The 12,142-nt window shown below is 74.6% G+C and carries 9 protein-coding genes and 1 pseudogene; 6 read left to right on the top strand and 4 right to left on the bottom strand.

Annotated features, from left to right (window positions below; all coding sequences use genetic code 11):
• Positions 1 to 96 precede the first annotated feature (96 nt).
• Positions 97 to 353, bottom strand: a pseudogene (locus tag ACVWNX_RS25440) (VOC family protein); the annotation flags it as partial.
• A 155-nt stretch (positions 354 to 508) separates the two neighbouring features.
• Between ACVWNX_RS25440 and ACVWNX_RS25435 the strand changes: the two are divergent.
• Entirely contained in the window at positions 509 to 1,090 is a 582-nt protein-coding gene (locus tag ACVWNX_RS25435; protein ID WP_454410208.1) for a YdeI/OmpD-associated family protein, read from the top strand.
• Positions 1,091 to 1,289: 199 nt separating this feature from the next.
• On the opposite strand, the gene ACVWNX_RS25430 is transcribed toward ACVWNX_RS25435, so the two are convergent.
• Positions 1,290 to 2,756, bottom strand: a complete 1,467-nt coding sequence (locus ACVWNX_RS25430; RefSeq protein WP_454410207.1) for a multidrug effflux MFS transporter — start codon at positions 2,754 to 2,756, stop codon at positions 1,290 to 1,292.
• A gap of 270 nt (positions 2,757 to 3,026) precedes the next feature.
• Here ACVWNX_RS25430 and ACVWNX_RS25425 point away from each other — a divergent pair, with 270 nt between their 5' ends.
• The 5 genes from ACVWNX_RS25425 to ACVWNX_RS25405 all read left to right on the top strand — a co-directional run bounded on the left by ACVWNX_RS25425 (position 3,027) and on the right by ACVWNX_RS25405 (position 8,388).
• Positions 3,027 to 4,031 carry a Gfo/Idh/MocA family protein gene (locus tag ACVWNX_RS25425; protein ID WP_454410205.1) on the top strand — a complete coding sequence of 335 codons (1,005 nt, stop codon included), beginning with the start codon at positions 3,027 to 3,029 and terminating at the stop codon, positions 4,029 to 4,031.
• Between the two features lie 524 nt (positions 4,032 to 4,555).
• Positions 4,556 to 5,983: a rifampin monooxygenase gene (rox, locus tag ACVWNX_RS25420; protein ID WP_454414935.1), complete on the top strand. Its 1,428-nt coding sequence runs from the start codon at positions 4,556 to 4,558 to the stop codon at positions 5,981 to 5,983.
• A gap of 208 nt (positions 5,984 to 6,191) precedes the next feature.
• A complete protein-coding gene (locus tag ACVWNX_RS25415) occupies positions 6,192 to 6,656 on the top strand; it encodes a lamin tail domain-containing protein (protein ID WP_454410204.1) in 465 nt (154 codons plus the stop codon).
• 317 nt (positions 6,657 to 6,973) lie between these two features.
• Positions 6,974 to 7,591, top strand: coding sequence for a DoxX family protein (locus ACVWNX_RS25410; RefSeq protein WP_454414934.1), 618 nt, complete (start codon positions 6,974 to 6,976; stop codon positions 7,589 to 7,591).
• Positions 7,592 to 7,917: 326 nt separating this feature from the next.
• Positions 7,918 to 8,388 (top strand): protein-tyrosine phosphatase family protein, encoded by a 471-nt coding sequence (locus ACVWNX_RS25405; protein WP_454410202.1) that lies wholly within the window; start codon positions 7,918 to 7,920, stop codon positions 8,386 to 8,388.
• 11 nt (positions 8,389 to 8,399) lie between these two features.
• Here the strand turns inward: ACVWNX_RS25405 and ACVWNX_RS25400 are convergent, their stop codons facing one another.
• Positions 8,400 to 8,942, bottom strand: a complete 543-nt coding sequence (locus ACVWNX_RS25400) for an NUDIX hydrolase (RefSeq protein ID WP_454410200.1) — start codon at positions 8,940 to 8,942, stop codon at positions 8,400 to 8,402.
• 232 nt (positions 8,943 to 9,174) lie between these two features.
• Positions 9,175 to 11,847 carry a helix-turn-helix transcriptional regulator gene (locus tag ACVWNX_RS25395; RefSeq protein ID WP_454410198.1) on the bottom strand — a complete coding sequence of 891 codons (2,673 nt, stop codon included), beginning with the start codon at positions 11,845 to 11,847 and terminating at the stop codon, positions 9,175 to 9,177.
• Positions 11,848 to 12,142 lie beyond the last annotated feature (295 nt).

The following is a 12,142-nucleotide window of genomic DNA, read 5'->3' as shown; positions in this document are numbered from 1 at the left end:
CCTCCCGTGACATCCGCCTCCGTGTCGTTCACGACTCCCCGGAGGTGACGGGAACCGGAGACGGCGGGGCCGTGACGGTCCGGTTCCGCCGGACGGTCAGACGCGGTCCGGTCCCACCGGCGCACTGCCGCGTCCCCGTTCCCGGCCGCTCAGCTCCGCGTCCAGGGCTCCTGGGCCACCCGCATCGCGTCCGCGTACACGGGCCGGCCCAGGCGCTCCCGGATCTCGCCCTCCGCGACCTCCTCCACCACGGCGGTCACCCACCAGATGTCGCCGAACGGGTCCCGGATCCGGCCGCCGCGCCGTCCGAAGGCGTCGTCGAGGAGGTCGGTGACGACCCGGGGGGAGACGGTGGTGTAGCCCTCGGGCGCGGCGTTCCCCGTCGGCTCGGACATCGCTGGTCCTCTCGCTTCGCTTCACCGGAGCGCGCCGGGCGCTCGCTCACGGGGACGACCGCAGGTCTTCAATAGGCCAGAAACTGTCCTAAACGAGGGCTAGCCTGGGCTGCATGGACGAGATCGCTGGAGTGGAGATCATCGCCTTCGCGGACGGCCCGGCGTTCGAGGAGTGGCTGGCCGGGCACCACGCACGGCACGAGGGCGTGTGGGTCAAGGTGGCCAAGAGGAAGTCCGGCGTGCCGACCGTCACCGACGGCGAACTGGTCGACATCGGGCTGTGCTACGGCTGGGTCTCCGGGCAGCGGCGGCCGTTCGACGACCGGTACTACCTCCAGAAGTACGTGCCCCGGCGGCCCAGGAGCCTGTGGTCGCGGGTGAACGTGGAGAAGGTGGCGGCGCTGGCGGCGGCGGGCCGGATGCGCGAGCCCGGCTGGGCCGAGGTGCGCCGGGCCCGGGAGGACGGGCGGTGGGAGGGGGCCTACGCGTCGCAGCGGACGGCGACGGTACCGCCCGGCCTCGCGGCGGCGCTCGACGCCGACCCCGGGGCGAAGACCGCGTTCGAGGCGCTCGACCGGACCGGGCGGTACCAGGTGCTGCTGCCGCTGCTCCAGGCGCTCACCCCACGGGCCCGGGAGGCCCGGCTCGCCAAGGCCCTGCGCACCCTGACGGGCGGGGACGACGGTCCGGGGTGAGGCGGCGCGGCGGGCCGTGCTTCGGGCGGCGCGTCCGTCGTCGCGTCAGGAAGCCGCCCGGCAGGGCGTGGAGGGCCGCGCGGAGGCAGGGGGTCCAGCGTGCCGGGACCGCCTCGTGACCGTTCGGCGTGCCGCGTGCGCCACCGGGCCCCCGCCGCGCGGGGCGGCGGGGGCCCGGTGGGACGGGCGGCACGCCGGTTCAGGCCGTCCCGCTCCGGGAGCGGGCGAGGAAGACGAACGAGGCGATGGCGGCCAGGCCCGCGACGAGCTGGACGACGGCCAGCGGGACGGCGGTGTCCTCGCCCGCGATGCCGACCAGCGGGGAGGCGATCGCCCCGATGAGGAAGGACGAGGTGCCGATCAGCGCGGAGGCCGATCCGGCGGCGTGGCCCGCGCGCTGGAGGGCGAGGGTGTTGGTGTTCGGCAGGACCAGGCCCATCGCGGACATGAGGACGAACAGGGCGGTGGCCACCGGCACCAGTCCGGTCTCGCCGAAGACCCCGGCGGTGATCAGCAGCAGTGCCAGCGCCGCCAGGGCGATCACCGTGAGCCCCGCCGTCAGCACCCGGTCGAGGCTGACCCGGCCCACCAGCAGCCGGCCGTTGATCTGACCCATGATCACCAGGCCGACCGAGTTCAGTCCGAAGAGCAGGGAGAAGGTCTGCGGGGACGCCCCGTAGATCTCCTGGACGACGAACGGGGACGCCGAGACGTAGGCGAAGAGCGCGGCGAAGCTGAAGCCGCCCGCCAGGGTGTGACCGGCGAAGGGCTTGTCCGCGAGGAGGCCGCGCATGGTGCGCAGCGCGGCGAGGACCCCGCCCCCGTGGCGGCGGGCGGGCTCCAGGGTCTCCGGCAGCCGGAAGCGCACCAGCAGGGTGAGCAGCACCCCGACGACGGCGAGCACCCAGAACACGCCCCGCCAGTCGGTGAACCGCATCACCTGGGCGCCGATCACCGGGCCGATGATGGGCGCGACCCCGGAGATCAGCATCAGGGTGGAGAAGAACCGGGCCATGGCCACGCCCTCGTAGAGGTCGCGGACGACCGCGCGGGCGATGACGATGCCCGCCGAGCCCGCGAGCCCCTGGACCAGCCGGAAGACGATGAGGGTCTCCACGGTGGGGGCCACCGCGCAGGCGGCGGTGGCGAGGACGTAGACCAGCATGCCGATCATCAGCGGGCGGCGGCGGCCCCACTTGTCGCTCATGGGGCCGACGACGAGCTGGCCGAGCGCCATTCCGGCGAGGCAGGCGGTGAGCGTGAGCTGCACCGTGGCGGCGGAGGCGCCGAGCACCCCGGTGACCTGGGGCAGGGCCGGAAGGTACATGTCCATGGAGAGCGGGGGCAGGGCGGTGAGTCCGCCGAGGACCAGGACCACCAGGAACCCGGTGCGGCGGGCGGCGGCGGACGCCCCGCCACCGCCCGGCACGCTGCCGCCCGGCGCGTCCAGCGCGTCGGGCGCGTCCGGTGCGCCGTGCTTCGGGCCCCCGCCCCTGGGCGCGGCGCCCGTGGGGACGGTGGTCGTCGGGAGGGTTCCCGTCGGAACGGCGGTGGCCGGGTCCGTCGCCGTCACGGCGCCCCCTTCCGTCCCCCTCGTCCCGCCGCCCCCGCCTATGGGGCCCGGTTCGCGCTCCCCGTCCGGTACGGCACCGCCGCGCTCGGGCATGTGGGTCCTCCCCTTTTCTCCGGCGTCCGTCGATCCGGCCGCCCCATGGAGTTCGCTGGTCCGGTTATCTATGCTCGCAGTCCGGATCGGATGGTAGAGACCATTTTTCGCCACCGCGTCGGCTTGGGCCGGGGGTGGGACGGTCCGTGGCTCCGGGGTTCCGGGCCCCGGAGGGCTCAGGCCGGACGGGGCCGGGGGCGGTTTCCGGCGGCCGCAGCACGCTCAGGGCGGGGGCCCGTGCCGGGTGCCCGCGGACGGAGGAGGGGACGTATGGCCGAAGACCCGGTGCGCTGGGGGATCCTGGGTACGGGCGGGATCGCCGCGTCGTTCACGGCGACGCTGCTGGACATGCCGGACGCCGAGGTGGTCGCGGTGGGCTCGCGGACGGACGCGGCGGCGCGGGCGTTCGCCGGACGGTTCGGGATACCGCGCGCGTACGGCGACTGGGCCTCGCTCGCCGCCGACGGGGACGTCGACGTGGTGTACGTGGCGACCCCGCACTCGACGCACCGGGCCGCCGCCGGACTGTTCCTGGAGGCGGGCCGTCCCGCGCTGGTGGAGAAGGCGTTCACGCTGAACGTCCGGGAGGCCGCCGAGCTGGTCGGAACGGCGCGGGACCGCGGGCTGTTCCTGATGGAGGCCATGTGGATGTACTGCCATCCGCTGGTCCGCCGGATGCGGGAACTGGTGGACGACGGGGCGATCGGGGAGGTGCGGGCGGTCCACGCCGACTTCGGCATCGACGGCCCGTTCCCGGTGACGCACCGGCTGCGGGACCCGGCCCAGGGCGGCGGCGCGTTGCTGGACCTCGGGGTGTACCCGGTGTCGTTCGCGCATCTGATGCTCGGCGAGCCGTCGGGCGTGACGGCGTCGGCAACGCTCTCCCCGGAGGGCGTGGACCTCCAGACCGGGATGGTCCTGTCGTACGACAGCGGGGCGCTGGCGGTGCTGCACTGCGCGGTGGACGCCCACACCCCGGTGACCGCGTCGGTGAGCGGGAGCCGGGGCCGGATCGAGGTCCCGGCCGGGTTCTTCCACCCGGACCGGTTCGTGCTGCACCGGGACGGGCACGAGCCGGAGACGGTCCTCGCGGACCCCGCGTGGGGCCCCCGGGACAGCCTGCGGCACGAGGCCGCCGAGGTGACGCGCTGTCTGCGGGCGAAGGAGACGGAGTCCCCGCTGGTCCCGCTGGACGGGACGCTCGCGGTGATGCGGACGCTGGACGCGGTGCGGAGCCGGATCGGGGTCCGCTACCCGGGCGAGACGACGGACTGAGCCCGGCCCGGCCTTCCGGTCCGGAAGGCCGGGCCCGCCGGGCCCGTCCGGACCGCCGCGGGAAGCCCGGCGGACGGGCTTCGAGGAGGCGCTCGACGTCGGCGCCGACATGTACCGCCGGTGGACCATGGACGTGTTCCGACACCACCGCCCGCCGCCCCGGCCCGGACATGACGAAGGCGAGGAGTGGTCGCCCGCTTCTCGCCGTGCTCAAGGTATAGCGCACGGGGGGTCTTGCGGCAAGACCCCGGTACCGGCGCAGAATCTCCGGCCTGAGCCGGTTCCCGTGGACCGTCGGGGCGTGCGGAGGGACACCGCGCGCCCGCTTCCGCGCGAGCGTTCCGTTCCCGTTCCCCGGGGCGCGAGCGAGGACCGGCCCATCAGGAACACGACCGGGTACCGAGGGGGGTCTCCTCATGACCGATGCGACCGACTTGACCGATGCGGCTGATGTGACGGGTGCGGCCAGCGCCAAGGGTGTGGCCGGTGCTGACGGCACGGGCGGCGCGGGCGGCGCGGGCGATGTGACCGATGTGGTCGTCGTCGGGGCCGGGCCGACCGGGCTGGCGCTCGCCGGTGAACTGCGGCTGCACGGGGTGCGGGTGGTCGTCCTGGAGCGGGAGACCGCGCCGACCGGGCTGTCCCGCGCACGCGGGCTGCACGCGCGCAGCGTCGAGCTGATGGCCCAGCGGGGACTGCTGGAGGAGTTCCTCGCGCACGGCGAACGGTTCGCGGTCGGCGGCTTCTTCGCCGGGATCGACGTGCCGTGGCCCGAGCTGGACACCGCGCACTCCTACGTCCTCGCCGTACCGCAGGACGTCACAGAGCGGCTGCTGGCCGAGCACGCCACCGGGCTCGGCGCCGAGGTCCGGCGCGGGCTGGCGCTGGTCGCGCTGGACCAGGACGAACACGGGGTGACCGCCGGGCTCTCCGACGGCACCCGGCTGCGCGCCCGTCACCTCGTCGGCTGCGACGGCGGGCGAAGCACCGTGCGCGGGCTGCTGGGCGTCCCCTTCCCCGGCGAGCCCTCCCGGGCGGACACCCTGCTGGGCGAGGTGGCGGTGACCGTTCCGCCCGGGGAGCTGGCCGCCGTGGTGGCCGGGGTCCGCCGGACCCGGCTCCGGTTCGGCGCGATCCCCCTGGGGGACGGGACGTACCGCTTCGTGGTGCCCGCCGGGGAGGTGGCCGCGGACCGGACCGTCGCGCCGACCCTCGACGAGTTGCGGGGGCGGCTGCGGGCGGTCGCCGGGACCGACTTCGGGGCGCACGCGCCGCGCTGGCTCTCCCGGTTCGGGGACGCCACCCGGCAGGCCGAGCGCTACCGGACCGGCCGGGTGCTGCTGGCCGGGGACGCCGCGCACATCCATCCGCCGACCGGTGGGCAGGGCCTCAACCTCGGGGTGCAGGACGCGTTCAACCTGGGCTGGAAGCTGGCCGCCGAGGTGAACGGATGGGCGCCGGAAGGGCTGTTGGACACCTATCACGAGGAGCGGCACCCGGTGGCCGCCGACGTCCTGGCGAACACCCGGGCGCAGATGGAGCTGCTGTCGGACGGGCCAGGCGCCCGGGCGGTGCGCGCGCTGGTCGCGGAGCTGATGGGGTTCGAGGAGGTGAACCGGCACCTGATCGGGAAGGTCACCGCGCTCGGGGTGCGCTACGACTTCGGCGCGGGCCATCCGCTGCTCGGCGCCAGACTGCGGGACCTGCGGCTGAAGGGCGGACGGCTCTACGAGCTGACGCGCCGGGGGCGCGGGCTCCTGCTGGACCAGACCGGCCGGCTGTCGGCGGCGGGCTGGGCGGACCGGGTGGACCACGTGGTGGACGTCAGCGAGGAACCGACCGCCCCCGCGGTGCTGTTGCGACCGGACGGTCATGTGGCGTGGGCCGGTGACGGGGACGGGCGGGGGCTGACGGACGCGCTGTCCCGGTGGTTCGGCGCACCCACCGGGTGACCTCGGGGACGGGTGCTTCCGTGGGCGTCCGGCGGGGCGTGCGCCGGACGTCTCCCCTGGTCACACGTGCCATCAGTCCGGATCGCCCCACCCTCACATCATCTCCACAAGTGGAATGGGAACCTCCGGGAGATATCGCCCGGAAAGCTCATATGCTCAGCATCTCTTCATCGGCAAGCCCGTCAAATCTCCACATCTGGGGTCTGTGTTGCGTATCCGTTCCACCCTCCCGATAGCCGTCGCCATCGCCGCCGTCGCGGCCCCGCTGCTGGTGGCCACGCCCGCCGCCGCCGCGCCGCACGAGCGCGGTCTGCACTTCGGCAAGATCCATTACGACAGCCTGGGCTCGGACCGTGGGGGCAACTCCTCGGTGAACGGTGAGTGGGTCAACATCCACAACAACTCGCGTTCGGCGATCCAGCTCAAGGGCTACAAGATCAAGGACAACGCGGGCTTCACCTACACCTTCGGCAGCTACAAGATCGGCGCGGGCAAGACCGTCAAGGTCCGCACCGGCAAGGGCGACAACGTCTCGGGCGTCCGCTACTGGGGGCGCGGCTGGTACGTCTGGAACAACGACCGCGACAAGGCCCGGCTGATCAAGCCGAACGGTTCGCTCAAGGACTCCTGCTCCTGGTCCAGGACCGGCAGCGGCTACACGAACTGCCACTGAGCCAGCCCGGAGGGGGACCGGGCGGACGGCCCGGGAACGGGTCGGGGGACAGCCGTCCCGCGCGACCGGAACCGCGCGGGCCACGGCCGTGACCACGCCCCGGGACGTCCGACCACCGTGACAGGTCCCCCTCCGTGCCCCGCGCGGGGCGGGGACACCGGATTTCCGCCCGGTGTCCCCGCCCCGCGCTTCGTCGTTTCCCGTCGCCGGGACCCCTCCCCCGGGGGCTCCCGCCCCCGATGGCGGGAGTGGAACTGCGGAGCCGCCCGGATGGTGCCACCGTGGAAGCGAAGACGAGGCTTCCCGAGGAGGACGGCATGTCCGGCTGCTTCCGTGTCCACCGTCGTGACCTGGGGCTGCTCCTGCTGCGGCTCGGCGTCGGCGGTGCACTGACCGTCCACGGCACCCAGAAGCTGTTCGGCTGGTTCGGCGGCGGGGGCGTCGAGGGCACGGGCGCCGCCATGGAGTCCATGGGGTACGCGCCCGGCAAGGCGAGCGCGGTGGCGTCCGGGCTGGCCGAGGCCGGGGGCGGCACCCTGCTCGCGGTCGGCCTCGCCACCCCGTTCGCGGGCGCGGCGGCGGCCGGAGGCATGGCGGGCGCGGCGGCCGTCCACGCGCCGAACGGGTTCTTCGCCACCGAGGGCGGCTACGAGCTGCCCGTGACGTTCGGACTCGCGGCCACCGCCCTGGCGTTCACCGGCGCCGGACGCTACTCCCTCGACCACGCCACCCGGCACGTCCTCGACCAGGGCTGGATGGTCCCGGTGGCGCTCGCCGGGGTCGCCGTGGCCGCCGTGTGCGTGGTGGGCTCCCGGCAGTGCCGGGTCACCGCCGGGGCCGCGGCCCTCGCCGAGGACTCCGACGAGCCGGGCGGGCCCGAGGACTCCGACGAGCCGGACGACGAGTCCGGCGAGCCCGGCGAGTCCGGGTCGTGAGTCACCCGTACGGAGCAGCGGCACCCTTCGGACACGGGGAGGACCCCAGGTGAGCACGGACGGAACGGACGGACGCGACCCGCGTCGCACCTCCCGGAGCGGGCTGTTCCCCCGGGATCCCCAGGCCCCCCGCCGGGAGCGCTCCGGCGACACCGGCACCGGACGGGACCGGCGCCGGTCCTCCGGCCGGTCGGAGGACCGGCGGGTGTTCGAGGTGGACCGGTCGGGCACGGCGCGGTCCGCCCCGCCGAGGGACCGCTGACGGCATACCGCCCGGTTCCCGGGAACGGGGGACGCGTTCCGTCTCCCCTCCGTAGGGTCGGTCCATGGGTGATCACTGGGACGGGAACGCGCCGGGCGTGCTGAGGCTGCCCTCGGGACGGCTGGTGCGCGGGCGCGGGTTGCGGAACGGACCGCCGGACGGGCCGGACCCGGAGTACGGGGTGTATCTGCTGGGTTCGCCGCCGCCCGCCACGGAGTGGCCCGCCGGGTGGGTGCGCTGGCCGGACTTCCGGCTCCCCCGGGACCGCGCGGCGGCCTCCCGGACGCTCCTGGAGGTCTGGGAGCGGTGCGCCGGGGAGCGCGTCGAGGTGGCCTGCGGGGGCGGGCGCGGACGCACCGGCACCGCGCTGGCCTGCCTCGCCGTCCTCGACGGCGTCCCTTCCGGGGAGGCGGTCGCGTACGTGCGCGCCCACTACGACCGGCGCGCCGTGGAGACCCCGTGGCAGCGGCGCTACGTACGGGACTTCCCGGCGCGGGGTGCGGAGCCCGGGGCTTCCGGGGCGCCCCGGGCGTGACCCGTCACCCGTCACCCGTCACCGGGGAGGGCCTCGTCCAGGAGGACGTAGAGCAGGGCGTTGAGGGTGGCGCCGCTGACGATCTCGCGGCGGTCGATCATCCCGCGCAGCCGGTCCAGGGGGATCCATTCGATCCGGTCCGACTCGTTGCGCTCGGTGGGCGGGCCGGTGTGGACGGCGCCGTCCGCGCGGAAGAGGTGGTGCTGGGAGTCGGTGACGCCGTTCGCCGGTTCCGCGTAGAGCAGCGGGCGGAGGGGGCCGGGGCGCCAGCCCGTCTCCTCCAGGACCTCGCGGGCCGCCGCTCGGGCCGGGGACTCGTCGTCCTCCACCAGGCCCATGGGCAGTTCCCAGGCCCAGCGGTCGGTGACGAAGCGGTGGCGCCACATCATCAGCACCTCACGGCGGTCGTTCACCACCGCCGCGACCGCGAGGTGGCGCAACTTGACGACGTAGTAGTCGGTCCGCTCGCCGTCCGGTCGTTCCACATCGGTGACCCACAGGTTCACCCAGGGGTTCTCGTACACGGGACGCTCCCCGTGGACCTTCCATCGCATCGCCGGTCCCCTTTCGCCGACCGGCATCGTAGGACGGCGGACGGAACCGGCCGGACCGCGGGGGATGTCGGTCCGGCCGGTTCCCCGGGGGCGGGGCTCCCGCGACGGGACCCGGCCCGCCGTCCGGGTCCGCGTGCGACCGGGGCCCGGACGGCCTCGCACCCCCTTTCTACGGGAGGCGAGGTCTCGGCGCGGTCACGGACGAGGGGCCGTGGGCGCCGTACGGGCCTCCTCAGCAGCCGTTGGCCAGGTACGAGGGCGGGCTGTGGGGCTGGAGCACCGAGGGGAGGTCGTTGCGGCCCCGGACCCGCAACTTCCGGTAGATCTTGGTCAGATGCTGTTCGACGGTGCTCATGGTGATGAACAGCCGTCCGGCGATCTCGCGGTTGGTGCAGCCGGAGGCGGCGAGGGCGGCGACCCGGCGCTCCGCCTCGGTGAGCCCGGGCGGGGGGAAGGGCTCCCCGGCGGGTCCGGGGCCGAAGTGCCCGGGGACGGCGCCGCCGGGGTCCTCCGGACCGTCCGCGCGGTCGGGCGGGCCGGAGGGGGTCAGCTGGGGGGTCCGGGGGCGGACGGCGGCCGTCGCGGCGCGCGGGCCGTGAGACCGGGCGGCCGGATCACGGAAGTACTCCGGGACCCGGCCGCCGTTGAAGCGCAGGAGCTGTTCCTCCATCAGGGCTCTGGCCTCCTGGACCCGGCCCATGGCGACCAGCGCCGCCGCCGCGTCGTCCCGCCAGTCCACCAGGTGGGGCACGTCGATCCGCCATCTGGCCATCAGCTCGCCGCAGGAGCGGAAGTGGGTGAGCGCGGTGTGCGGCCGTCCCCCGGCGAGGTGGTGACGGCCCAGGGCCTGGAGGTACGGCAGGGCGAAGGGAGTGTCGAACATGCCGGGCGGGACGGGCACGTTGAGGAAGGACTGCACGGTGTCATGGGCGCCGAGTTCGGTCCCGGCGCGGATCGCCAGCGCCAGCGGCAGCCCCACCGCCACCCCCCAGGAGGCGGGCGGCACCAGCTTCAGCACGGTCCGCGCGGAGGCGCCTGCCTCCAGGGGTTCCCCCCGGCGCAGGGCGGCGGCCGAGCGGACCGTCTCCAGCAGGGCCCGGCGCATCGGCACCCGTTCGATCCAGCGCTGTCCCAGCAGCCGGTCCGACCAGGAGACCGCGTCGTCCAGCCGGTCGGCCCGGATGAGCAGCAGCAGGGCGAGGAGGGTCGCGGCGAGCGGGCTGCCCTCCCGGGTGCCGCGCAGCACCTGGTCGGCGCCCCGGACCTCGTCCCCCTCGCCGGTGCCCCCGGCCGACAGGTCGAGGAAGGTCAGCGCGGCCAGCGGGCCGGTGCCGTCCGCCATCGCCGCCAGGGGGTCGGCGTGCTGCCCGGCGCGCGGGTCGTGGTCCAGTTCGGGGGCGCAGTAGGCGAGGGCGAGCCTGATCAGCCGGACGCCCGCGCGGCCGGGTCCGGGCGGCGCGGGCGTCTGGTCGTCGTCCTCCTCGGCGGATATGCGCTTCAGGAGGGCGTCGGCCCGGCTGAACTCGCCCCACCAGATGAGGTGTTTGACCGGGACCAGCGCCTCGGGGCCGGTGAGCAGGCCGAAGTGGACGAGACGGACCAGCTGGTCGAGGTGGCGGGTGGCCTTGGCGGGGTCGATGTGCCACTGGGCGTCCGCGAGTTCGGCGGTGACCTGGGCCTCCTGCGTGGTGTCGGAGCAGATGCCGTAGGCGTGCCGCAGATAGCCGACGGCCTCGGCCACCTCGCCGGAGAGCATCGCCTCCTGGGCGGCCTCCCGGAGGATGTCCACCCGCCAGGGGCCGCGCACCGAGTCGTGGGCGGCCATCAGCTGCCGGGCGACGGCGACGGCGGGCGCCCCGCCCTCGTGGAGGAGTTCGGCGGCCCGGCCGTGGAGTTCGGCGAGTTCCCCGGCGGGCACGTCGGCGAGGACCGCGAGCTGCGCTTGCTCGTGTCGGAAGCGGGACGCGGCGAGCAGCCCCGCCGTGTGCAGCCCGCCGACGCTGTCACTGATCAGGATGGCGTCCCCGCCGACGAGTTCGCCGATGAGCGGTTCGCTGGCCTCGTCGCCCAGGACGGCGAGCGCGCGGGCGGCCACCAGCATGCCGGGGGCGCAGCGGTGCAGGCACCGGACGACGGCGTAGCGGTACGACTCCCCCGGCTCGGGTATCCCGGCGGCGGTGCCGCCGATCGCGCGGTCGTCGATGAGGGCGTGCAGCAGCAGCGGGTTGCCGCCGCTGACCCGGGTCCACAGCTCCGCCTCGCGGCAGGAGGGCGCGGCGCCGAGGCGGGCGTGGAGCTGGTCGGCGACGCCCTGGGCGGTGAGCCGGGCCAGCCGGACGCCGTGGCAGTAGGGCAGGTGGAGGGTCTCCGCGTGCAGGGTGACCAGGGCGCGGCCGTGGCCGGTGCACTCGTTCAGCACGATCATGACCGGTGCGGAGTCGATGCGGCGGGCGAGGTAGCTGAGGACCTCCAGGGAGGGCTCGTCGGCGAAGTGGACGTCGTCCACGGCGATGACCAGCGGCGCGCGCTCGGCGAACTCGAAGACGGCGCGGCAGATGCGCTGGAGCAGTCCGAACGGCACGGGACCGCTCCCAGGTGCCTCGTCGGACGCGGCGGCCCCGAACTCCCCGGCGGCGAAGGGGTCCACGGCCATTCCGGCGGCCCGCATGGCCCGCACCAACTGGTCGGCGAGACCGAACCGGTGGTGCCGTTCGCTGCCGGAGGCGGTGACGGACAGGAACAGCGCGCCGCGCGCCACGGCTCTTTCCGCGAACGCCGACAGCAGGGCCGTCTTCCCGGCCCCGACCGGTCCGTTGACGAAGACCACGGACCCCCGGTCGCTCGCGCAGCGCGTGTAGAGCCGATCGAGCAACTGAAGATCGGCATCCCGTTCTGCGAGATTCACAGGTACCCCCCGTACCGTATCCATGCGCTCTCCGGTGCTGTGGGCCCGTTACTGGTGATTCCCGATTCCCATGGAGCGATCGGCCCCGGAGAACGCGAATCGGAGATCTGTCTTTCGCCCGGAACAGTGGGCCCGTGTGGGGGTGGCCGGCCCGGTGGTGCGCAGGTACCTTCCCAGCTCACCCACAGGGTAACCACCGTGCCCGAAAAAACCGCCTCGTCCCGAACTCCGAGATGCTTCCGGCATCCGGCGGCGTCGTTGCCGGGGATCCTCGACGGTCTAGCGGGCTATCGTT

It is taken from the genome of Streptomyces sp. JNUCC 64, assembly GCF_054484115.1.
Note: the sequence above shows the minus strand (reverse complement) of the source record. Positions and strands in the feature narration are given on the sequence as shown.

Excerpts from the sequence above, each read along its gene's own strand:
- ACVWNX_RS25405 (WP_454410202.1), top strand. The coding sequence starts at position 7,918 with ATGGGTGATCACTGGGACGGGAACGCGCCGGGCGTGCTGAGGCTGCCC.
- ACVWNX_RS25430 (WP_454410207.1), bottom strand. The coding sequence starts at position 2,756 with ATGCCCGAGCGCGGCGGTGCCGTACCGGACGGGGAGCGCGAACCGGGC.
- ACVWNX_RS25400 (WP_454410200.1), bottom strand. The coding sequence starts at position 8,942 with ATGCGATGGAAGGTCCACGGGGAGCGTCCCGTGTACGAGAACCCCTGG.
- ACVWNX_RS25410 (WP_454414934.1), top strand. The coding sequence starts at position 6,974 with ATGTCCGGCTGCTTCCGTGTCCACCGTCGTGACCTGGGGCTGCTCCTG.
- ACVWNX_RS25435 (WP_454410208.1), top strand. The coding sequence starts at position 509 with ATGGACGAGATCGCTGGAGTGGAGATCATCGCCTTCGCGGACGGCCCG.
- ACVWNX_RS25425 (WP_454410205.1), top strand. The coding sequence starts at position 3,027 with ATGGCCGAAGACCCGGTGCGCTGGGGGATCCTGGGTACGGGCGGGATC.